Origin of the sequence: Frondihabitans cladoniiphilus (assembly GCF_039544345.1) — a bacterium.
In the GTDB taxonomy this organism is placed as follows: Bacteria; Actinomycetota; Actinomycetes; order Actinomycetales; family Microbacteriaceae; genus Frondihabitans; species Frondihabitans cladoniiphilus.
This window is the reverse complement of sequence record NZ_BAABLM010000002.1, coordinates 244551-265378: the sequence shown is the minus strand read 5'-3', so window position 1 is coordinate 265378 and position 20828 is coordinate 244551. Positions and strand designations below refer to the sequence as shown.

At 69.8% G+C, this 20828-nt stretch carries 20 protein-coding genes and 1 tRNA gene; 13 read left to right on the top strand and 8 right to left on the bottom strand.

The window, feature by feature from the left end:
• Positions 1 to 51: 51 nt before the first annotated feature.
• The 4 genes from ABEA39_RS06275 to ABEA39_RS06260 all read left to right on the top strand — a co-directional run bounded on the left by ABEA39_RS06275 (position 52) and on the right by ABEA39_RS06260 (position 3214).
• On the top strand, positions 52 to 1095 hold the full coding sequence (locus tag ABEA39_RS06275) for a glycosyltransferase family 2 protein (RefSeq protein ID WP_345374467.1): 1044 nt from the start codon (positions 52 to 54) through the stop codon (positions 1093 to 1095).
• 2 nt (positions 1096 to 1097) lie between these two features.
• Positions 1098 to 1910, top strand: a complete 813-nt coding sequence (locus ABEA39_RS06270; RefSeq protein WP_345374465.1) for a CDP-alcohol phosphatidyltransferase family protein — start codon at positions 1098 to 1100, stop codon at positions 1908 to 1910.
• Positions 1907 to 2800, top strand: coding sequence for a glycosyltransferase family 2 protein (locus ABEA39_RS06265; RefSeq protein WP_425556940.1), 894 nt, complete (start codon positions 1907 to 1909; stop codon positions 2798 to 2800). The genes ABEA39_RS06270 and ABEA39_RS06265 overlap by 4 nt, the downstream gene beginning before the upstream one ends.
• A 105-nt stretch (positions 2801 to 2905) precedes the next feature.
• Positions 2906 to 3214, top strand: a complete 309-nt coding sequence (locus tag ABEA39_RS06260; protein ID WP_345374463.1) for a helix-turn-helix domain-containing protein — start codon at positions 2906 to 2908, stop codon at positions 3212 to 3214.
• Between the two features lie 8 nt (positions 3215 to 3222).
• On the opposite strand, the gene ABEA39_RS06255 is transcribed toward ABEA39_RS06260, so the two are convergent.
• The 5 genes from ABEA39_RS06255 to ABEA39_RS06235 form a co-directional block, all read right to left on the bottom strand.
• Complete coding sequence (locus tag ABEA39_RS06255) at positions 3223 to 3504, bottom strand: hypothetical protein (protein ID WP_345374461.1); 282 nt, start codon at positions 3502 to 3504, stop codon at positions 3223 to 3225.
• Between the two features lie 110 nt (positions 3505 to 3614).
• Positions 3615 to 4424: a hypothetical protein gene (locus ABEA39_RS06250; RefSeq protein WP_345374458.1), complete on the bottom strand. Its 810-nt coding sequence runs from the start codon at positions 4422 to 4424 to the stop codon at positions 3615 to 3617.
• A gap of 83 nt (positions 4425 to 4507) precedes the next feature.
• Positions 4508 to 5281 (bottom strand): ABC transporter ATP-binding protein, encoded by a 774-nt coding sequence (locus ABEA39_RS06245; RefSeq protein ID WP_345374455.1) that lies wholly within the window; start codon positions 5279 to 5281, stop codon positions 4508 to 4510.
• Positions 5281 to 6096 carry an ABC transporter permease gene (locus ABEA39_RS06240; RefSeq protein ID WP_425556929.1) on the bottom strand — a complete coding sequence of 272 codons (816 nt, stop codon included), beginning with the start codon at positions 6094 to 6096 and terminating at the stop codon, positions 5281 to 5283. Before ABEA39_RS06240 ends, ABEA39_RS06245 begins: the two co-directional genes overlap by 1 nt.
• Positions 6097 to 6139: 43 nt before the next feature.
• Entirely contained in the window at positions 6140 to 6832 is a 693-nt protein-coding gene (locus ABEA39_RS06235; RefSeq protein WP_345374452.1) for a phosphocholine cytidylyltransferase family protein, read from the bottom strand.
• Between the two features lie 306 nt (positions 6833 to 7138).
• On the opposite strand from ABEA39_RS06235, the gene ABEA39_RS06230 reads away from it, so the two are divergent.
• The 3 genes from ABEA39_RS06230 to ABEA39_RS06220 all read left to right on the top strand — a co-directional run bounded on the left by ABEA39_RS06230 (position 7139) and on the right by ABEA39_RS06220 (position 10842).
• Positions 7139 to 8932, top strand: coding sequence for an ABC transporter ATP-binding protein (locus ABEA39_RS06230; protein ID WP_345374449.1), 1794 nt, complete (start codon positions 7139 to 7141; stop codon positions 8930 to 8932).
• A complete protein-coding gene (locus ABEA39_RS06225; RefSeq protein ID WP_345374447.1) occupies positions 8908 to 10470 on the top strand; it encodes a hypothetical protein in 1563 nt (520 codons plus the stop codon). Before ABEA39_RS06230 ends, ABEA39_RS06225 begins: the two co-directional genes overlap by 25 nt.
• 111 nt (positions 10471 to 10581) lie before the next feature.
• Positions 10582 to 10842, top strand: a complete 261-nt coding sequence (locus tag ABEA39_RS06220) for a DUF3039 domain-containing protein (protein ID WP_345374444.1) — start codon at positions 10582 to 10584, stop codon at positions 10840 to 10842.
• A 12-nt stretch (positions 10843 to 10854) separates the two neighbouring features.
• On the opposite strand, the gene ABEA39_RS06215 is transcribed toward ABEA39_RS06220, so the two are convergent.
• Positions 10855 to 12144 carry a nicotinate phosphoribosyltransferase gene (locus ABEA39_RS06215; RefSeq protein WP_345374440.1) on the bottom strand — a complete coding sequence of 430 codons (1290 nt, stop codon included), beginning with the start codon at positions 12142 to 12144 and terminating at the stop codon, positions 10855 to 10857.
• Between the two features lie 67 nt (positions 12145 to 12211).
• Here ABEA39_RS06215 and murI point away from each other — a divergent pair, with 67 nt between their 5' ends.
• The 3 genes from murI (at position 12212) to rdgB (ending at position 14527) form a co-directional block, all read left to right on the top strand.
• Complete coding sequence (gene murI, locus ABEA39_RS06210) at positions 12212 to 13063, top strand: glutamate racemase (protein WP_345374437.1); 852 nt, start codon at positions 12212 to 12214, stop codon at positions 13061 to 13063.
• Positions 13064 to 13124: 61 nt separating this feature from the next.
• Positions 13125 to 13898, top strand: a complete 774-nt coding sequence (rph, locus tag ABEA39_RS06205) for a ribonuclease PH (protein WP_345374435.1) — start codon at positions 13125 to 13127, stop codon at positions 13896 to 13898.
• Entirely contained in the window at positions 13895 to 14527 is a 633-nt protein-coding gene (rdgB, locus tag ABEA39_RS06200; protein ID WP_345374433.1) for an RdgB/HAM1 family non-canonical purine NTP pyrophosphatase, read from the top strand. The genes rph and rdgB overlap by 4 nt, the downstream gene beginning before the upstream one ends.
• Here rdgB and ABEA39_RS06195 read toward each other — a convergent pair.
• Positions 14524 to 15273: a DedA family protein gene (locus tag ABEA39_RS06195; RefSeq protein ID WP_345374431.1), complete on the bottom strand. Its 750-nt coding sequence runs from the start codon at positions 15271 to 15273 to the stop codon at positions 14524 to 14526. The genes rdgB and ABEA39_RS06195 overlap by 4 nt on opposite strands.
• Before the next feature lie 47 nt (positions 15274 to 15320).
• Positions 15321 to 15402 (bottom strand) — tRNA-Leu (locus ABEA39_RS06190).
• 53 nt (positions 15403 to 15455) lie between these two features.
• Between ABEA39_RS06190 and mnmA the strand changes: the two genes are divergently transcribed.
• The 3 genes from mnmA (at position 15456) to ABEA39_RS06175 (ending at position 20660) form a co-directional block, all read left to right on the top strand.
• Positions 15456 to 16589 carry a tRNA 2-thiouridine(34) synthase MnmA gene (mnmA, locus tag ABEA39_RS06185; RefSeq protein WP_345374429.1) on the top strand — a complete coding sequence of 378 codons (1134 nt, stop codon included), beginning with the start codon at positions 15456 to 15458 and terminating at the stop codon, positions 16587 to 16589.
• 9 nt (positions 16590 to 16598) lie between these two features.
• Positions 16599 to 18956 carry an NAD-dependent DNA ligase LigA gene (ligA, locus tag ABEA39_RS06180; RefSeq protein ID WP_345374427.1) on the top strand — a complete coding sequence of 786 codons (2358 nt, stop codon included), beginning with the start codon at positions 16599 to 16601 and terminating at the stop codon, positions 18954 to 18956.
• A gap of 132 nt (positions 18957 to 19088) precedes the next feature.
• Positions 19089 to 20660, top strand: coding sequence for an alpha/beta hydrolase (locus ABEA39_RS06175; protein ID WP_345374425.1), 1572 nt, complete (start codon positions 19089 to 19091; stop codon positions 20658 to 20660).
• Positions 20661 to 20828 lie beyond the last annotated feature (168 nt).

Below are 20828 nucleotides of genomic sequence, written 5' to 3'. Positions count from 1 at the left end.
GGCTCATCCGCCGATGAGCCGATACCCGGCGGCCCGAGACCACAGGATGACATGAGCGAACCCGACAGCCGTTCCATCGGTGTCTCGTACGTCATGCCCGTCCTGAACGAGGTGGACGAAATCCGGTCCGCCGTCGAGAGCCTCGTGTCGCAAGACCACGAGGGGCCGTTCGAAGTGATCCTGGCCCTCGGGCCCAGCGTCGACGGCACCAACGAGGTCGTGGCCGAGATGGCCCGCCTCGACCCGCGCATCCGCAGCATCCCCAACCCCGTCGGATCCACGCCGGCCGGTCTCAACGTCGCCATCCTCGCGTCCCAGTACCCGGTCACGGTGCGGGTCGACGCGCACTCGGTGCTCCCGCCCGACTACACCCGCATCGCCGTCGAGACCCTGGTGGCGAGCGGCGCCGACAACGTCGGCGGCATCATGCACGCCGAGGGGCGGACCCCCTTCGAGAAGGCCGTGGCTCGCGCCTACGGAAGCAGTGTCGGTCTCGGGGGCACCCCGCACCACGTCGGCGGCAAGGAGGGGCCCGCCGAGACGGCGTACCTCGGCGTCTTCCAGCGCCACCGCCTCATCGAGGTGGGGCTCTTCGACGAGAACATCAAGCGCGGTCAAGACTGGGAGCTCAACCGGCGTCTCCGAGCCACCGGCGGTGTCGTCTGGTTCACTCCCCGCCTGACGGTCACCTACCGGCCCCGGCCCAGCCTCGCGAAACTCGTGCGCCAGTTCGTGGCCACGGGCATCTGGCGTGGCGAACTCGTCCGGCGCTTCGCCTTCGCCAACTCCCTGCGCTACCTCGTGCCGCCGGTGATGGTGCTGGCCGTCGCCCTCGGGGTCGTCGCGGGCCTCGTCGGTGTCGTGGGTGCCATCGCCGGAACGGCGGTCGCCTGGTTCCTGATCGGTTTCGTCGTGCCCGCGGTCTACCTCGTGTTCGTCGTCGCGGCGACGTTCGTGTCGGCGCGAGACGAGGACGGCCGAACGCGGGCGTGGTTTCTCGTAGTGTTGCCGTGTATCCATTTCGGCTGGGGGATCGGCTTCGTGGCCGGCTTCCTCTCGCTCACGAAGAACATCACCGCGCACATCGGAAGGTAAGAATGCCGTCGCCTTCTCGCGTGACCCGCCCGACGTCCATCGCCCAGCTGCGCGAGGTCGCCCAGCCGCCCGAGGTCCGCAGCCGCGCCAACGCCGAGCACTGGACCGCCTCGCTCTACCTGCGCGACGTCTCGCCGTACCTCACCTGGCTCTTCCTGAAGACCAGCATCACTGCCAACGGCGTCACCGGATTCATGATCCTCGCGGGGTGGGCGACCGCCTTCTCGCTCCTGATCCCCGGCGTCACAGGGGCCGCGCTCGCCCTCGTGCTCGGGCAGCTCCAGATGCTCATCGACTGCTGCGACGGCGAGGTGGCCCGCTGGCGGCGCGAGTCGTCGCCGGCAGGAGTGTTCCTCGACAAGGTCGGGCACTACTCGACCGAGGCGCTCATTCCCGTGATGCTCGGGTTCCGCGCCGCCGGGCATCCCTTCGATGCGCCCAACGGCTTCCTCTGGACCACGCTCGGGCTGACGCTGGCGCTCATCATCGTGCTCAACAAGGCGCTCAACGACATGGTCCACGTCGCCCGCGCCAACGCCGGGCTCGACCGGCTGGAGGACAAGCGCGGGGGAGTCACGGTGCCCAGCGGCCGCCTCCTCGCCCGTCTTCGCAGCGCCGCTCGGTTCCTGCCGTTCCACCGGCTCTACCACTCGGTCGAGCTGACGATCATCGTCTTCGTCTTCTCGCTCGTCGGACTGGCCGTGGGGCAGGTCGCCGCCGACCGCATCCTCCTCTCCGTCCTCGCGCCGCTCTCGCTCCTGGCCCTGCTCGGCCACTTCGTCGCGATCATGGCATCGAAGCGGGTGCGGAACTGACCTCCGCCGCCGGAACCTCCTCCGGCCTCCCGCGCGTCGGCGTCGTCAGCCTGACCCAGGGCCGCCGTCCGGCCGACCTCGACCGAGGCCTCCGGAGCCTTCTGGCCCAGGAGGGCGTCGTGCTCGACATCGTCTGCGTGGGCAACGGAGCCGCGCCGGGGGCGGTGCCCGACGGCGTGCGAGTCCTCGAACTGCCCGAGAACGTGGGGATCCCGGCGGGACGCAATCGCGGCGCCGCCCTGGTCGAGGGCGAGTTCGTGTTCTTCTTGGACGACGACGCCTCCCTGCCGTCCCCGACCTTCTTGAAAGAGGCGACGGGGATGCTCGGGGCGACGCCCGACATCGGCCTCCTTCAACCGCGGGTCGTCGACCCTGACGGCGCCGAAGCCCCGACGAGATGGATCCCCCGGCTCCGCAAGGGCGACCCGGCGACGTCGAGCGACGTGTTCTCCGTCTGGGAAGGGGCGACGCTGCTGCCCCGGGCCGTCTTCGACGCCGCCGGCGGCTGGGCCGAGCCGTTCTTCTACGCGCACGAGGGCATCGAACTCGCCTGGCGCGTCTGGGCGCAGGGCAAACGCGTCTGGTACGCGGGCGATCTCGTGGCCGCCCACCCTGCCATCGATCCGGCACGGCACAGCCAGTACTACCGGCTCAACGCTCGCAATCGCGTCTGGTTGGCGCGACGGAACCTCCCCGGCCCGCTCGTGCCCGTGTACGTGGCGAGTTGGACCCTGGTGCAGGTGCTGCGATGGGCTCGACGGCCCGACCGGCTTCGGCCGTGGTTCGCGGGATTCCGCGAGGGCTGGGCCAGCGACCCGGGTGGGCGCCGCTCCATCGGGTGGCGGACCGTGTGGCGGATGACGAGGGCCGGGCGACCCCCGATCCTCTGAGGACGCCCCGCAGGCCTCGCTGCTTGAGGCGCTGAGGCATGAGGTATATAGTACTCATGCCTGGACAGTCTGGACCTTTGTCATGCAGCCGCGTATCCATGAGGTGTGCCCGACCCGACTTCTGCCGCCGCCCGCCTCTTCGGCGAGCGGGTTCGCACCGAGAGACTCCGTCTCGGCCTCAGCCAGGACGAGGTCGCCCACCTCGCGGGCATGAACGTCTCGAACTACGGCAAGATCGAGCGCGGGATCGGGAACCCCGTTCTGCACACGATCGTGCGTCTCGCAACGGTCGTCGGCGTCGATCCGGGCACCCTCGTCGCGGGGATCTCGGGCGACGACCTGCCCCCGGTGCTCGAGGCGTTCAGCGCGGCGGACTTCGTGCGTGAACAGCGCCGCCGCCGTGCGGAGAGCTGACGGCGCCGTCAGAAGCTGAAGCGCCACAGGTACTCGTCGTCGTTCTCGCGGAACCAGCGCACCACGACCACCGAGCTGCGGCTGAGGTCGCTACCGATGAGGGTCAGTGTGACGCCGACACCGGGCCCCAGGTCGGTGGGGCGGAGGGGCACCAGGTAGCCGGGCCCGAGAAGGGAACACCGGACGCCTCGGACCATCTCGTCGGAGAGGTTGACGAGGCGGTAGAGGTGGGGTGCGTCGTGTCGGTCGATCCAGAACGGGACTTCGTATGCGGGCGTGTGACTGCTCATGCCGACAACGTAGAAGGAGCGTGCGACGTCTGGGGTGCGACGCCTGTGAGGAGGGCCTCGCCTGTGGACGACGGCCGTGCCGGCCCCTTCTGTGGAGAAGGGGAGGGGCCTCAGGCGTCGAGCTCGTCGGGGAATCGGGTCGGCGCGGGGCCGAAGGCCGTCCTCGAACTCGTCACGACCCGGCGGCCGAGCGTGTGGTTTCCGACACCGCCGATCACTGCGCCGATGCCGAACGGGATCGCGCGCCCGACGATCGACGTGCCCTGCGAACGGACGAAGCGCTTGATGAACTGTTTGCGGACCAGGTCGGCGACCCCGCCGAGCGAGGCCTGGGGGAGTCGTTGGGCCACCAGGTCGCCCCAGAAGGCCTTGCGGGCCGGGCCCTGGCCGATGGCTTCGCCCGCGAGCTGCTTGACGAGGTCGGCGCCGGGGCCGCCCAGCATCATGGCCATGACGATCGTGCGGGCGCGTTCGGGATCGGTGACGGCCACGCCGTGGATCTCGGTGACCGACTGCGCGTAGAGCGCGCTGGCTTCGAGGAAGTAGGCGGTCTCGGCCCCGGACAGCGCGAGCGAGACGGCCATGCCCACTCCGGGGATCACGGCGCTCGCGCCGACGGCCGCACCGCCCGTGGTGACGGCCGCCAGGTATTCGCGCTCGAGGGTCTTGAGGATGTCGGCCGGGGTCGCGCCGGGGCGACGTCGGCGAAGCATCGCGATGTGGGAGACCACGACGGGCCGCTGCACGACGAGGACGCGGTTCAGGCCGCGCTGCCATCGGGGGCCGTCGGTCGGGTCGGCCAGATCTCCGCCGACCTCTTTCAGCTCGTCGCCCTGAACGGGCAAAGCCTTCTCGAGGTCGGTCGTGGTGGTGTCGCCGGTCTCGGGCGCGGTCGACTTGGAGGCCTTGGTGCGTCGCATCACCGGAGCCTACGCCGCGACGGTGGGAACTCGGGCTGCGGCTGTTCGCGCGCGGAGAGACAGTGGCTCAGTGGCTCAGTGGCTCAAGCGCTTTTGGCCGGCGCCTTGCTGTCGAGTGCGGCGTTGTAGATGTCGAGCGCCTCGTCGATGGGGCCGTCGAAGACGAGCGCACCCTTCTCGAGGTACAGCCCGCGCTCGCAGAAGCGGCGGAGATCCTTCTCGTTGTGCGAGACCAGGAACAGCGTGCGCCCCGAGGCCACCATCTCTTCGATCCGCTTGTAGCACTTCTCCCGGAAGGCGCGGTCGCCGACGGCGAGGACTTCGTCGACGAGGATGATCGGCTCGTCCAGGCGGGCGATCACAGCGAACGCGATGCGCACCTTCATTCCGCTGGAGAGGTGCTTGTAGGGAGTGTCGACGAATTCGGCGATCTCGGCGAAGTCGATGATCTCGTCGAAGCTGGCACGGATCTCGTCCTTCGACATTCCGTGGAGCCCGGCCGTGAGGTAGACGTTGTCGCGGACGCTCAGATCGTTGACGAAGCCCCCCGTGATCTCGATGAGCGGGGCCACGCCCTCACGCACACGGATCCGCCCCTCGTCGGGCAGGACGACCTCGGCGACGAGCTTGAGAAGGGTCGACTTGCCCTGCCCGTTCCGCCCCACCACGCCGATCGCCTCACCCCGGTGGACGTCGAAGCTCACGTGGCGCAGAGCCCAGAATTCTCCCGGACGCGAGCGTCGGCTGCTGTCGCTGAACAGGTCTTTGAAGGAACGCTTCGCCGACTTGTTGCGGCGGAAGCGGATGCCGGCGTCGACGACCTGGATCACGGGCGAGCCGCTCTCGGGCACGGCCATCAGATCTCCTTCAGGACGGCGCGCTCGGAGGCGCGGAAGACGAGGATGCCCACAGCGAGGAGCACGAAGCTCACCACCGCGGCGATCACGGAGTCGCGGAGGGAGAACTGGTCGGAGAAGAACGCCGACCGGTACATGCCGAAGATGCCTGTGAGCGGGTTGAACGAGGCGAGGAGGTGGTAGCGCTCGGGGAGGTTCTTTGTGCCGTAGATGATCGGCGAAGCATAGAAGAGGAAACGCAAAATGAGCTTCGTCGCCCTCTCGAGGTCGCGGAAGAAGACGACGAGCGGCGCGATGATGAGGCTGACGCCTGTTATGAAAACGCCCTGCAGGACGATGGCCACCGGGAAGAGAAGCGTGTGCCACCCCACTCCGGCGTGGGTGAAGAGGGCGAAGATCGCGAGGACGGGCAGGCTGAAGAGGAACTCGATGCCCTTGGAGAGGACGATCCGGTTCACCCAGATGGTGCGGGGGATCTTCGTGGACCGGACGAGCTTCGCGTCGCTGATGAAGGCTTTGGTGCTGTCCGACACGGCGCCGTTGAACCATTGCCACGGCAGCAGACCCGTCAACAAGAAGATGATGTACGGCGTCTCGCCGACGTGACGATGGAAGACCACCGTGAAGACGAAGAAGTAGATCGCCGACATCAACAGCGGGTCGAGGATCGACCAGAGATAACCCAGCTTCGAGGTCGAGTAGCGGACCTTGAGGTCGCGGCTCGTCAAGAGCCAGAGCACCTTGCGGTACCGCGTCACCCCCGTGGCGCGGGCGTAGGGAGCCGTCTCGACGCGGGTGGTCGTAGCTGCGGTCACGGTCGTCCTCTGTTGGTCAGGGGACATGAAGAGCTGTGATGCGTCAGACGAAGAGGTTCGCTCGCTCGAGGTCTTCGGCGAAGTCGACCTCGACGGCGTAGAGGTCGGAGATGTCCACCGGTACGAAGCGTAGGCCATCGTGCTCGATGCCCAGCTCGATGCCGCGCTCGAAGTAGTCCTGGGCGTCGACCCGGCCGAGCTGACGAGTCAGTTGCGCCTTGTCGGACTTGGAGACGAAGTTGATGCCGACCGCCTCGCCGAGACCGTTCTTGACCTGCTTGGAGAGCTCGTCGATGAAGCCCTCGGCGTCGGTCGTGTACTTGACCTCTTCGTCGGAGACGCTCGCGGTGTTGACCGACACGAACGACTGATCGGCGGCGACGTACGACTGGGCGCGCTGCAGGGCTGCGGGATCGAACACCACGTCGCCGTTCATCCACAGGACACCGTTGGACCCGGTCGCCTTGAGGGCGCGCATCAGGCTCTTCGAGGTGTTGGTCTGGTCGTACTGCTCGTTGTAGACGAAGCTCGCCGTCGGGAAGGCCTCGACGATGTGCTCGTACTTGTACCCGACGACGACGGTGATCTTCACGTCTTCGCCGAAAGCCTCGTGGATGTTGTCGAACTGCTGCTGCATGATGGTGCGGCCGTCGGCCAACTCCGTCAGGCACTTGGGCAGGGAACGACCGAGCCGAGTGCCCATGCCTGCGGCGAGGATCACGATCTGCGTGCTCATGTTGTCTCCTTCTGAAGTGTGCGACACATCACTGTGCAAGCCCATCGTACTCTGGTGACCCAAACGGGGTACCAGCGAACCCGCCAGTCTCTCAGACACTCGTGTCCTTTTCGTGACATGCAGACATGGCCCGACGGAGGCCCCGCCGTGGTTGCTACGGTGGGGTACGGAAATCGGTGCGCAGCCCGAGAGGGATGGTCCAGGGGGACCCGCGAAGGCGCGTTTCGAGGCGACGGAGCTCGAGGCGCGAGGTCTTCGCACCACTGCCGGGCACCGGCGCCGGGGTACGAAAAGCAAGGGGACGACGTGAGCGACACCGATACCGGCGACATCCGACTCGAGGCGGTCGCGGCGGAAGAGGCGGCGGCCACCGCGGACGCGGGTGCGGTCGACGGCCGCGAGGTGGAGGAGCCGGGCGCCCCCGAGGAACGCGAGCCCGCCTCGACCCCTGAGGCTCAGCCCGCTGCGACTCTGGCCACCGCAGCCCGAGCAGCAGCGCCTCGATCCGGGGCCGCGAGGACGCCGACTGCAAAGCCGCGCGGGGCGGCCAAGGGCGGCGCCGCCAAGACGGCGAGCGCCAAGACGGCCGCGGGCAAGAGCGCAGCGACGAGGACTGCGGCGGCCAGGACGACTGCGGCAGGCAAGCCGACTGCGGCAGGCAAGCCGACTGCGGCCGGCAAGACCACTGCCGCCGCCCGAGCAAAAGCCGCGGCTGCTGCCGCCGAGGAGACCGCTGCCCTGGAGGAGACCGAGACTCCGGCCGCGCCTGCGGCCGACCCCCGTCCGGTCACCTCCCGCCCTGCAGCGGCTCGGCCCTCGACGACTCGGCGACGCACCACGCCGGCACCGGTCGCTCGGCCGGAACCCGACGAGGTGGAGGCCGACGAGGGGGAGGCCGACGGAGGCGGACGACGCGAGCCGGAACTCGACGGGGCGGAACGACTCGAGCCCGAGCTCGCCGAGCCGGTAGCCCCCGAGGCTACGGCGGCAGGCGAGGACCTTGGAGTCGCGCCGGAGACGGCGGAGGACGCCGAGCCCGCGCCGGCGGAGGACGCCGAGCCCGCGCCGGAGACGGCGGCGGACGCCCAGCCCGCGCCGGCGGCGGGGACTGCTGCCCGCGCAGAGACCGTGCTGACGAAGGCGTCCTCGGCGGTCACGTCGTGGTGGAGATCGCTTCGAGGCGGCGAAAGAGTCAGTGGCCGCCAGGACGGCGCGGAGACGCCGAAGACCGGTAACGAGCCGGAAGGGCGGCCCGGGCATCCCGCGCTCTCGCCCCGACCCGTGCCGGTGTTGGCGCCGCTCGGAGGCGGCGACGAGACGCCTGTGGTGCTCTCGATCCGCGGTCTCGTGAAGCGGTACGGCGACACGACCGCGGTGGAGAACGTCGACCTGGACGTGCACGCCGGCTCGTTCTACGGCATCGTCGGGCCCAACGGCGCCGGCAAGACGACGACCCTCTCGATCGCCACGGGCCTGCTGCGCCCCGACCAGGGGACCGTGACGGTGCTCGGCGCCGACCTGTGGGGCACGACCCACGAGGCCGCCGCTGCGGCTGCCGTGGCCAAGCGCTCGCTCGGGGTGCTGCCGGACCGGCTGCGCCTGTTCGACCGGCTGACCGGCGCGCAGTTCCTCTACTACGCAGCGACGCTCCGCGGCCTCGACGGGGCCACGGCGCGCAAACGCTCGGCCGACCTGGCGAACGCCTTCGGGCTGCACGACGCCCTGGGCCGGCTCGTCAGCGACTACTCGGTCGGCATGACCAAGAAGGTCGCCATCGCGGCGGCCATCATCCACTCGCCACGCGTCCTCGTGCTCGACGAGCCGTTCGAGTCGGTCGACCCGGTGTCGGCGGCGACGGTGACCGAGATCCTGCAGCGCTACGTGCGCGGCGGTGGCACGGTGCTGCTGTCGAGCCACAGCATGGACCTCGTCGAGCGCACCTGCGACTCGGTCGCCGTGATCGTCGACGGACACGTCCTGGCCAGCGGCACCGTCGAGCAGGTCCGCGACGGCCGCTCGCTCGAGGAGCGCTTCGTCGAGCTCGCCGGAGGAAGCGCCGCATCGGAGGGGATGGAATGGTTGTCCACCTTCTCCGACTGAGGCTCGACTCCATCGCGAACCGGGTGCGGTTCGGCCTCCGGCCCGCGTTCCAGGCCGTCGTGACGGTGCTCGTGGTTCTCGTGGCGAGCATCCTCGTGGCCTCGTTGGTCAGCCTGCTCCGATCGTCTGCTCCCGCCGAGACCGCGGCGATCCTGACCGACGGCGGCGCTCTCCTGCTCGTCGCCTTCGCCGTGTTCCCGTTCGCCGCCACGCGCCCGGCCTGGACCGACCCGCGTCGTCTCGCGGGCTACGGGCTCTCGATCGACACGGCCGCTTCGGGTCTGGCCCTCGGCGGGCTGATCGGGCTGCCGACGCTCGGCGTCGTCGTGCTCGCCATCGGCTACGTCCGGGCCTGGGGCGACGGAGCCGGTGTCGCGTGGAGCGCGGTGCTCTCGGCGGTCCTCGCGGGAGCCACGGCGTTCCTTCTCGGCCTGGTCGCAGCCACGCTCAACGCCCAGCTCACCGGGCGCCGCTCGCGGCAACTGCTCATCGTGGGCGGCAGCGTCGTGGCTCTGTTCCTCGTGCCTCTCGTCATCGACCTCGTGCGACTGGCCATGAACTCGGGGGATGCGCCGTCCGGCCTCTCCCACGGCCTCGCCTGGACCCCCTTCGGCGCTGCTGCCGCGCTCCCCGGCAACGTCGCGTCGGCTCGAACCGGGCATGTGGTCCTCGGCCTCCTCGTCTCCGTCGCGACCCCTGCGCTGCTCTGGTGGGCCTGGCGGTCGCTGGTCCGCCAGGCACTGACGCGTCCGCAACGTCTGGCCGTCGTCCACGAACGCGAAGGGCTGGGCTGGTTCGACCTCACCACGGCCACGCCCGCCGGCGCCGTGGCCGGGCGGAGCCTGACCTACTGGGCGCGCGACTCCCGCTATCGCTGGTCGCTGGTCGTCCTGCCGTTCCTCCCCCTCCTCGTCGTGCCGCTCGGCATCGCGGGCATCCCCTGGGCTCCCCTCGCTCTGATCCCCGTGCCCCTCATGTGCCTCGTGCTGGGTTTCCTGCCGCACAACGACGTCGCCTACGACAACACGGCCCTCTGGATGCACGTGGCCTCGAACACGACGGGCCTCGCCGACCGGATGGGGCGTCTCGCTCCGCCTTTGGTCATCGGGTTGCCCGTCGCTGCGGTCGGGTCCATCGTCGCGGCCTGGCTTCACGGCGACCCCAGTGCTTTCGCCCCGGAATTCGGCGTGTGCGTCGCTCTGCTGCTGTCCGGGCTGGGACTGTCGAGCATCCTCTCGGCCGCTCTGCCGTATGCGGCGGTCCGGCCGGGCGACGACCCGTTCCAGCAGCCGCAGACGACCGGGGGAGTCGCCGGTGTCGCGCAGTCGATCCTGTTCGGCGGAGCGCTGGCCCTGTCCGTGCCCGCCGGGATCCTCGGCATCCGAGCGGTCGTCGGGGGCGAGTCGGGCCTCGGGCAGGCCGCTCTCTGGGTCGGGATCGGCACGGGGGTCGTCGTGCTCGTCGTGGGGGTCCTGATCGGATCGCGGGTCTTCTCGCGCCGCGCACCGGAGCTGCTCGCGTTCGCCCTGCGCAGCTGATCCGCCGTCGGCGGGCACGCGCGGGCCCACGGCCGACCGGCCGGCTGGCGGCCCTCTCCTCGGGGTTTCGCGCCCTGTTCGACCCGCCCGCGTCGGCGTACCATTGTCGGCATGAGTGACACTGGAACCGCAGGCGGCCTCGACGTTCTCGATCGCGAGCTCGAGAAGCTCCTCAACGAGGAGAACATCGACCCCGGCGACCACGAGCGCTTCTCCCACTACGTGCCGAAGAACAAGATCATGGAGTCGGCGATCACCGGCAAGCCGGTCAAAGCCCTCTGCGGCAAGAAGTGGACCCCCGGTCGCGACCCGGAGAAGTTCCCGGTCTGCCCGACCTGCAAAGAGATCTTCGAGAAGATGAAGTCGGAGTAGCGGCCGCCGCTCCTACTCGTAGCGGGTCGGAATGACCGGCTCGCCGCGGCCCAGGCTGAACGCCGACGCCGGCAGTTCGCCGACCGACGCCGCCCGGTGCTCCCTCGCCAGCAGGGTGCCCTCGGGCCCCGTGTACCGCTCGTCGACGACGCCGGCGGTCACCAGGGGCACGAGCAACGGGCGCTCCGACCCGCGGACCTCGTCGGTGCCGATCTTCACGATCTCCTCGGTGGCGAAGCCGTTGCGCCTCGCCCGCACCGGGAACTTCCTGCCCCCGACCGTGGCCTTCTCGGCCGACTTCTTGCCGACCGACACCCATTCGCCGCGCGCGTCCTCGTGCGCGACGAGCTTGAAGACCATTGACGACGCGGGATGCCCGGACCCGGTGACCACAGAGGTGCCGACGCCGAAGCTGTCGACCGGTGCCGCCCGCAGCGCCGCGATCGTGTACTCGTCGAGGTCATTGGTCACGGTGATCTTCGTGTTCGGTGCGCCGAGGGCGTCGAGCTTCGCCCGGACCTGAGCCACGAGCGAGGGAAGGTCGCCGGAGTCGATGCGGACCGACCCCAGCTCGGGGCCGGCGACGCGGACCGCCGTCTCGACCGCCGTCGGGATGTCGTAGGTGTCGACGAGCAGGGTCGTCGACGGGCCCATCGCCTCGACCTGCGCCTGGAACGCCTGCTCCTCCGTGTCGTAGAGGAGGGTGAAGGCGTGGGCGGCCGTGCCCATCGTCGGCACACCCCAGGTGCGCCCGGCCTCGAGGTTGCTCGTGGCGCCGAAACCGGCGATGAAAGCGGCGCGGGCCGCAGCCACGGCGCTCCACTCGCCCGTCCGGCGTGATCCCATCTCGGCCAGGGGGCGACCCGAGGCGGCGGAGACCATGCGCGAGGCGGCACTGGCCACGGCCGAGTCGTAGTTGAAGATGCTGAGGGCGAGAGTCTCGAGCAGGACCGCCTCGGCGAAAGTCGACTCGACCACGAGGAGCGGCGAGTTCGGCAGGTAGACCTCGCCTTCGCGGTAGCCCGAGATGTCACCCGAGAAGCGGTAGTCGGCCAGCCAGTCGATCGTGGCCGGGGCGACGACCTCCTCGCGCCGCAGCCAGTCGAGCTCGGGTTCGCCGAACCGGAAGCGCTTCAGCTCTTCGAGGAACCGCCCCGTGCCCGCCACGATGCCGTAGCGCCGCCCCTCCGGGAGCTTGCGGGTGAAAACCTCGAACACGCTGCGGCGGTTCGCGGTGCCGTCGCGGAGTCCCGCGTCGAGCATGGTGAGTTCGTACCGGTCGGTCAACAGGGCGCTGGTCACTCGGCCAGCCTACGGCCGAACCCGACGGGCGGCCTTCTGCTCGGGTCGGCCAGTAGGGTGGTGTCTCGTGACGGACGCACCCATCGGAGTCTTCGACTCAGGAGTCGGCGGCCTGACGGTGTCCCGGGCGATCATCGATCAGCTCCCTCGCGAATCGGTCCTCTACGTGGGCGACACCGAGCACATGCCCTACGGCCCGAAGCCCATCGCCCAGGTGCGCGAATACGCGCTCGCCGTGATGGACGACCTCGTGGCGCAGGGAGTCAAGCTGCTGGTCATCGCCTGCAACACGGCTTCCGCCGCGGTCCTGCGGGATGCCCGGGAGCGCTACACCGGCCCGCACGGCATCCCCGTGGTCGAAGTGATCCAGCCCGCGGTCCGCGCGGCGATGAAGCAGACCCGCACCCGACGCGTCGGCGTGATCGGCACCCTCGGCACGGTCAACTCGCGGGCCTACGAGGACGCCTTCGCCGCCGCTCCCGACCTCGCGCTGTTCACGCAGGCGTGCCCCCGCTTCGTCGAGTTCGTCGAGGCCGGCGACACGTCCTCGCTCGAGCTCTTCGAGGTGGCGTCCGAGTACCTCGCGCCGCTGCGCGAGGCGGAGATCGACACCCTGGTGCTGGGATGCACGCACTACCCGTTGATGTCGGCGGCCATCCAGTACGTGATGGGCCCCGACGTGACGCTCGTCTCGAGTGCCGAGGAGACCGCCAACGACGTCTACTCGACCCTCGTCGCCCACGACCTGCTCCGTCGCACCGACGAGCCCCCGGTCTACGACTTCCAGGCGACGGCCGCCGACCAGGCGCCGTTCATCCGGCTCGCGAAGCGGTTCCTCGGCCCCGAAGTACGGGCCGTCAGCCACCTCGAGACCGGCACCATCGACCTGCCGGCGGGGTTCGCCCGCCGGCCCCGCTGACCGCTCTACCCGCCGGCCAGCACCTGCTGACTCCACCGGCATCGACGCTAGGAGAAACCCCATGACGATCCGCGCAGACGGCCGACAGGCCGACGACCTCCGCACGGTCACCATCGAGAAGGGCTGGAGCGCCCAGGCCGAGGGCAGCGCCCTCGTCAGCTTCGGCAACACCAAGGTGCTGTGCACGGCCTCCTTCACGAACGGCGTGCCGCGCTGGCTCACCGGCAAGGGCAAGGGCTGGGTCACCGCCGAGTACGCGATGCTCCCGCGCGCGACGAACTCCCGCAACGACCGCGAGAGCGTCAAAGGCAAGATCGGCGGTCGCACCCATGAGATCTCCCGCCTGATCGGCCGCAGCCTCCGCGCCATCGTCGACACGAAGGCGCTCGGCGAGAACACGATCGTGCTCGACTGCGACGTCCTGCAGGCCGACGGCGGCACCCGGACTGCCGCGATCACCGGCGCCTACGTCGCGCTGGCCCAGGCCATCGAGTGGGGCAAGGCGAACAAGTTCATCGCCCAGAAGGCGAAGCCCCTCACCGACAGCGTCTCGGCCGTCTCGGTCGGCATCATCGACGGCGAACCCATGCTCGACCTCGCCTACGTGGAGGACGTCCGTGCGGAGACCGACATGAACGTCGTCGTCACCGGCTCCGGCAAGTTCGTCGAGGTCCAGGGCACCGCCGAGGGCGCCCCGTTCGACCGCGACGAGCTGAACGCTCTACTCGACCTGGCGCTCGGGGGCGCGGTCGATCTGGCAGCGATCCAGACGGCGACGCTCGCGGCCGCTGCATCGGACGACGCCGCGGTGCCCGCCGGGGGTGCGGCCTCGTGACCCAGGTCGTGATCGCCACGCACAACCCGCACAAGGTGGCCGAGCTGCAGCGCATCCTCGGATCCGCTCTCGAAGGCATCGAACTCCTGACCTACGACGGCCCCGAGCCGATCGAAGACGGCGACACGTTCGAGGCCAACGCGCTGATCAAGGCCCGCGCGGCCGCGGAGCACACGGGGCTGCCGGCCATCGCCGACGACTCCGGGATCTCCGTCGAGGCGCTCGACGGTGCGCCGGGCATCCACTCGGCTCGCTACGCCGGCACTCGCGACGACGGCGACAACCTACGCCTGCTGCTGACGAACCTCGGCTCGTCGACCGATCGGCGGGCGTCGTTCGTCTGCGCGGCGGCACTCGTCGTCCCGCCGTCGCTCGAGGAGGTCGGCCCCGACGGGCCCGCCGAGTCGGTCACCGCCGACGAGTACGTCGAGTTGGCCACCTGGCCGGGCGCCGTCCTCACCGAACCGGCCGGCGAGGGCGGGTTCGGATACGACCCGATCTTCCGACCGGACGGCTCCGACCGGAGCGCGGCCGAACTGACTGTCGACGAGAAAGACGATGTGAGCCATCGCTCGCAGGCGTTCCGGGCCCTGGCGCCGCGGATCGCCGCGCTGGCGACCGCCGACTAGTTCGTCGAGGCCGCCGTGTCGGTGGGAGCAGTGCTCGTCTGCTCCTGCTCGGCGGCGGCGTTCGCCTCCCTGGCGTGCTTGCCGGTGCGCAGCAGGTGGACGGCGATGGGGACGACGGTGACCACGACGGCGGCGAGCAGGATCAGGTCGATGTACTGCTCGACGAAGCGGGCCACCGGCGGGATGTGGCCGATGCCGTAGCCGATCATCGTGATGCCGAAGCCCCAGGCGAGGGCGCCGATCGCGTTGTAAAGGGAGTACTTGCGGTAGCGCATGTGGGCGACACCCGCCGCGATGGGCAGGAACGTGCGGATGACCGGCACGAAGCGTGCCAGGATCACGGCGAAGGCGCCGAACCGGTCGAAGAACGCGTTGGTCCGCTTGACGTTGTCCGACGAGAAGATGCCGCTCTCTTTGCGCTCGAAGATGCGCGGGCCGACCTTGTGGCCGATCAGGTAGCCGAGTTCGCCACCGAGGAAGGCGGCGAAGGCGATCGCGAGGGCGATCAGCCAGATGGGCAGCCCAAGGCTGTCTTTGTTGGTCGCCGAGAGCACGCCGACGATGATCAGGAGCGTGTCGCCGGGGAAGATGAAGCCGATCAGGAGCCCGGTCTCGGCGAAGATGATGGCCGAGATGCCGAGGACGGCCCAGGGGCCGAAGGCCTCGATGAGCGTGGTCGGGTTGAGGAAGGGAAGGAAGGACGACGCAGCGAGATGCACTCCGGCCAAGTGGGTCAAAAGCAGCATCGGTTCTCCTGTGATCGGTTCGCCTCGTTCTGATCGACGAAGGCGGGTGCGGGAGAAGGGACTTGAACCCTCACGCTCGAAAGCACAGGAACCTAAATCCTGCGTGTCTGCCAATTTCACCACTCCCGCGGGAGCATCAGTTTACGGGGGCCACCCGTCGGGGAGGTGCGTACACTTCTCGGATGAAGGTTCTTGCAGCGATGAGCGGTGGCGTCGATTCGGCCGTGGCGGCGGCCCGCGCGAAAGACGCCGGGCACGACGTCGTCGGAGTCCACCTGGCCCTGAGCCGGATGCCGGGCACGCTCCGTACCGGCAGCCGAGGCTGCTGCACCATCGAAGACTCCATGGACGCCCAGCGGGCCGCCAACATGATCGGCATCCCGTACTACGTGTGGGACTTCTCCGAGCGGTTCAAGCTCGACGTCGTCGACGACTTCGTCGCCGAGTACTCCGCCGGCCGCACGCCGAACCCCTGCATGCGCTGCAACGAGAAGATCAAGTTCGCCGCTCTCCTCGAGAAGGCCGTCGCCCTCGGGTTCGACGCGGTGGCGACGGGTCACTATGCGAGCATCCGCACGGACGCCTCCGGCAACAAGGAGCTGCACCGGGCCGCCGCCTGGGCGAAGGACCAGTCCTACGTACTCGGCGTGCTGACGAAGGAGCAGATCGACCATTCGATGTTCCCCCTCGGAGCGACGCCGTCCAAGGCGGAGATCCGGGCCGAGGCCGCCGAGCGCGGTTTCACCGTCGCGCAGAAGCCCGACAGTCACGACATCTGCTTCATCCCCGACGGCGACACCCGCGGCTGGCTGGCGGAGCGCGTCGGGGCCGAGACGGGCGAGATCCTCGACCGGAGCGGCGCGGTCGTCGGCTCCCACGAGGGTGCCCACGCGTTCACGGTGGGGCAGCGCAAGGGATTGAACATCGGCTTCCCGTCCGACGACGGCAAGCCCCGCTTCGTCCTCGAGGTCCGCCCGAAGGACAACACCGTCGTGGTCGGACCGAAGGAGGCGCTCGACATCGCGGAGATCGCCGGCGCGAAGTTCTCGTGGGCCGGTCTCGCCCCCGTCGACCCGACGATCCCGTTCCAGTGCGAGGTCCAGATCCGCGCACATGCGGATCCGGTCGCGGCGGTCGCCCGCGTGTCGGTGGCAGAGGGTAGAACTGAACTCGTCGTCACGCCGCACGAGCCCCTCAACGGAGTGGCTCCGGGGCAGACGGCCGTCGTGTACGTCGGCACCCGGGTGCTCGGCCAGTGCACGATCGACCGCACCCTGAGCGCCGTGCCCGGCGCAGTCCCCGTCCTCACCTCCTAGGAGTCTCGAATGACCCCCTCCAAGCCGGCCACGACCGAAACGGCCCCGGAGGGCGGCGAGGGGCTGGAGGAGGCGCGAGACGAGGCGCAGACGCTGACCACGCGCATCCTCGAACTCCGCGACCAGTACTACGAGGGCAACGCCTCGACGGTGAGCGACGGCGACTACGACGCCCTGATCCACCGGCTCGAAGCGCTCGAGCACGCCCACCCCGAGTTGCAGAAGTCCGACAGCCCCACCCAGACCGTGGGCGGCCGGGCCGAGACGACGCAGTTCGCTCCGGTCGAGCACGCCGAGCGCATGCTGAGCCTCGACAACGTCTTCAGCTTCGACGAGCTCGCCGAGTGGGCCGGCAAGGTCGAGCGCGACGCCGGGGCCGAGAGGGTCCGGTTCCTCACCGAGCTCAAGATCGACGGCCTGGCGATCAACCTGCGCTACGAGAACGGGGTGCTCGTGACGGCGGCGACCCGGGGCGACGGCGTCGTCGGCGAAGACGTCACGGGCAACGTGCTGGCGATGGGCACGATCCCGGCGCGATTGGTGGGGGAGGGGCATCCCCCGCTCGTGGAGGTCCGGGGTGAGATCTTCTTCCCCGTCGCCGAGTTCGACGCGCTCAACGCTGCGCAGATGGCCGCGGGCGAACGTCTCTTCGCGAACCCGCGCAACGCCGCCGCCGGGTCGTTGAGGCAGAAGCGCGAGGGCAAGAGCGCCGAGAAGCTGGCGCTGATGGAGAGGCGCCTGACGAGCCTCCGCATGCTCGTGCACGGCATCGGCGCCTGGCCGGTCCGCGAGCTGGAGCGCGACACCGACGTCCGCAGCCAGTCCGAGGTGTACGGCCTGCTCGAGAAGTGGGGGCTGCCCATCTCGACCCACTTCCGCGTCTTCGACACGATCACCGAGGTCGACGGCTTCATCACCAAGTACGGCGAGCAGCGTGCCAGCGTCGAGCACCAGATCGACGGCATCGTCATCAAGGTCGACGATCTGGCGCTCCACGCCGAGCTCGGCTCGACCAGTCGCGCTCCTCGGTGGGCCACGGCCTTCAAATACCCGCCGGAGGAGGTCAACACCAAGCTCCTCGACATCGTCGTCAGCGTCGGGCGTACCGGCCGGGCGACCCCGTTCGCCGTCATGGAGAAGGTCGAGGTCGCCGGGTCCGAGGTGCGCCAGGCGACGCTCCACAACCAACAGGTCGTCAAGGCCAAGGGGGTGCTGATCGGCGACACGGTCGTGCTGCGCAAGGCGGGCGACGTGATCCCCGAGGTGCTGGGGCCGGTCGTCGAGTTGCGCGACGGGTCCGAGCGCGAGTTCGTCATGCCCGCCGACTGCCCGGAGTGCGGCACGCCCCTCGCCCCGGCCAAAGAGGGCGACATCGACCTCCGCTGCCCCAACGCCGAGAGCTGCCCCGCCCAGGTCCGCGGCCGGGTCGAGCACATCGCCTCGCGCGGCTCGCTCGACGTCGAGGGTCTCGGCGAGGTCGCGGCCGCCGCCCTGACGCAGCCGCAGGAGCCGAAGATCCCCCCGCTGCGCACCGAGGCAGGGCTGTTCGACCTGACGATGCGCGACATCTTCCCCGTGCGGGTCGTTGTCCGGGACTCCGAGACCGGCATGGTCAAGCTCGAAGACGACGACAAACCGAAGCTCGTCACCCCCTTCCGTCGCAAGCGGGCCAAGCGCGACGGCGACTACGACCCCCAGGCGGCCGAGTTCGCGGGCGACGAGGGGTCCGTGCCGTCCAAGACCGCTCTCGAGATGCTCGCCAACCTCGAGAAGGCCAAGACGAGCCCCCTGTGGCGGATCCTGGTCGGATTGAGCATCCGCCATGTCGGCCCCGTCGCGGCGCGGGCGCTCGCCGACTGGTTCGGGTCACTCGACGCGATCCGAGCGGCGAGCCGCGAAGAGCTGGCTGCCGTCGACGGTGTGGGCGGGATCATCGCCGACGCCCTGCTCGCCTGGTTCGAGGTCGACTGGCACCGCGAGATCATCGACCGCTGGACGGCCGCGGGCGTGCAGTTCGCCACGCCGGGGCACCCCGGGCCCGGTGCGGCCGTGGCTGCCGGAGGCGTGCTGTCCGGGCTGACCGTCGTGGCCACCGGCTCGCTCGAGGGCTTCACTCGCGAGAGCGCGCAAGAGGCGATCCTCGCCGCCGGCGGCAAGGCCGGCAACAGCGTGAGCAAGAAGACCGACTTCGTCGCGGCCGGTCCGGGCGCCGGGTCGAAGCTGACCAAGGCGGAGGCGCTCGGGGTACGGATCATCGACGCGGCCGAATTCGCCCTCCTCGTGAGCGAGGGGCCGACCGCTTTGTCCGCCCCCGAAGAGGTGGCGACCGATGTCCCCAAAGAGGGGGGCGATCCTGCCCCCAATTAGGGGGACGTAACGTGATGTTTACGCGGAATCCCTGGTGCAGCGGCGTCGCCCTCTCCTAATGTGTGTGCTAGCGCATCGATCTCGTCTGTAGGGGTACGAGACCCAGGTGCGCTGCGAGGGGAAAAACCCGACGTGCTGTTCTTTGCCGCAGCCTTCCTGTACTCCGTGTTCCACCTGTTCGGTGTGACCGGTCCCTCCGTCGCACCCGCGCATACCGTGCACGAGTCGCGGTCGGTCTCCCTCTCGAGCGTGCTGCTCGTCGACGGGGTGCCGCTCCGACACGCGTCCGCAGGGGACGCGACGTCGATCGTCATCCTCGACGCGCCGGTGGAGGGTGATCCCGTCACGCCCTCGTTGACCGCCTGCGCGGCCACGCCCGGCCACCCGCTCGTCGCGGCTTCGGCCACCACTGCGGTCGACGGCCCCCGTGCGAGCATCGCCGACCCCACTGCCTGTCTCGCGGCCCTGGCGGCGGCCCCCTCGCGGCAGGTCCGTCGCTTCGCCGCGACCTTCGACGTCTCCACCGGGGCCGACGTCTCGTTCGCGACCGTCCTCGGCGAGAACACGTCCGCCCCGATCGTCTCCGCCTGGTGGGCGCGGCTGCCCCTCGAACGACGCACGGTCCTCACGGGCGCACTTCCCGGCGTCGTCGGAAACCTCGAAGGCCTTCCCTACAGCGCGCGCGACCTCGCCAACCGCGTCACCCTGACGACGACGATCGCCCAGGTGCAGAGCGACCTCGACTCCGACGAGCGCGCGGGTGCTCGCTCGAGTGGTCGAAAGGCGAACGCCGGTGACGACACCCGTCGCCTGACCATGCTCCAGCAGATCTCCGAAGCCCTCCGGCCCGGGTCCGAGGGCGACACGTCGCCGCGCAGTCTGCTCTCGCTCGACACCGTCTTCCCGGGGCGGGCGGCAGTGGCGGTCGGCGACGTCGACACCGCTCAGAGCGTCAGCTACATGATTCCCGGCATGCTCTACACGGTCTCGAACCAGATCGGCTTCTGGACCGACCGCGCGGCCGCCCTGCACGCCGAGCAGACCTTCTGGGCGAACGACCTCGCCACCCCCACCTCGCCGGCGCTGACGACGGCCACGGTGGCCTGGATGGGGTACCGCACGCCCGACCTGACGAACGTCCTCGATCTGCGGCTGGCCCAGGCGGGGGCGACCCATCTCGAAGACGCCGTCGAGGGGCTCGACGCGGTCCGCGCATCCTCGCCCCCTCGCTTGAATCTCATCGCGCACTCGTACGGGTCGACCACCGCGACGATCGCCCTCTCGTCCGGCACGATCCACGCGGACTCCCTCACGGTGCTCGGGTCGCCCGGCAGCGTCGTGCCGAAGGCGTCCGACCTCGCGGTCACGACGGGCGACGTCTACGCCGCCGCGGCACCGCTCGACCCCGTCGCCGGCAGCGCCTTCTTCGGCGCCGACCCGGGCGCCTCGGGCTTCGGAGCCACCCTGCTGTCCGTCGCCGGCGGCACCGATCCGTACACGCACGAGCACCTGACCGGCACCATCAGTCACAACGGCTACTTCGTGCCGGGCAGCCAGTCCATGCGCAACCTGGCGTTGATCGGCATCGGCCACGCCTCCGTCGCCGGCGGCCGCCTGCCCGGCCCGGACGCCCCCGTCGAGGTCGCCGGCCCCAACCTCTCCTACGTCCGCCCGCAGGACGTCAACCGCGGCGCCCTGGTCTGACCCTCTCGTCCGTCCGGGCTGCGCCCGTGTCCGAGTAGCGCTCGCGTCCGAAAAGCGCCCGTGTCCGAGCGGTTCTCGTCGAGAGCCGGGGGGATGCCCGGGTCGGCCTCGCAGGGAGGGCGCGCCCCGCAATCGGCGCAGCCCCAGGCGGCACCCGAATAGACTCTC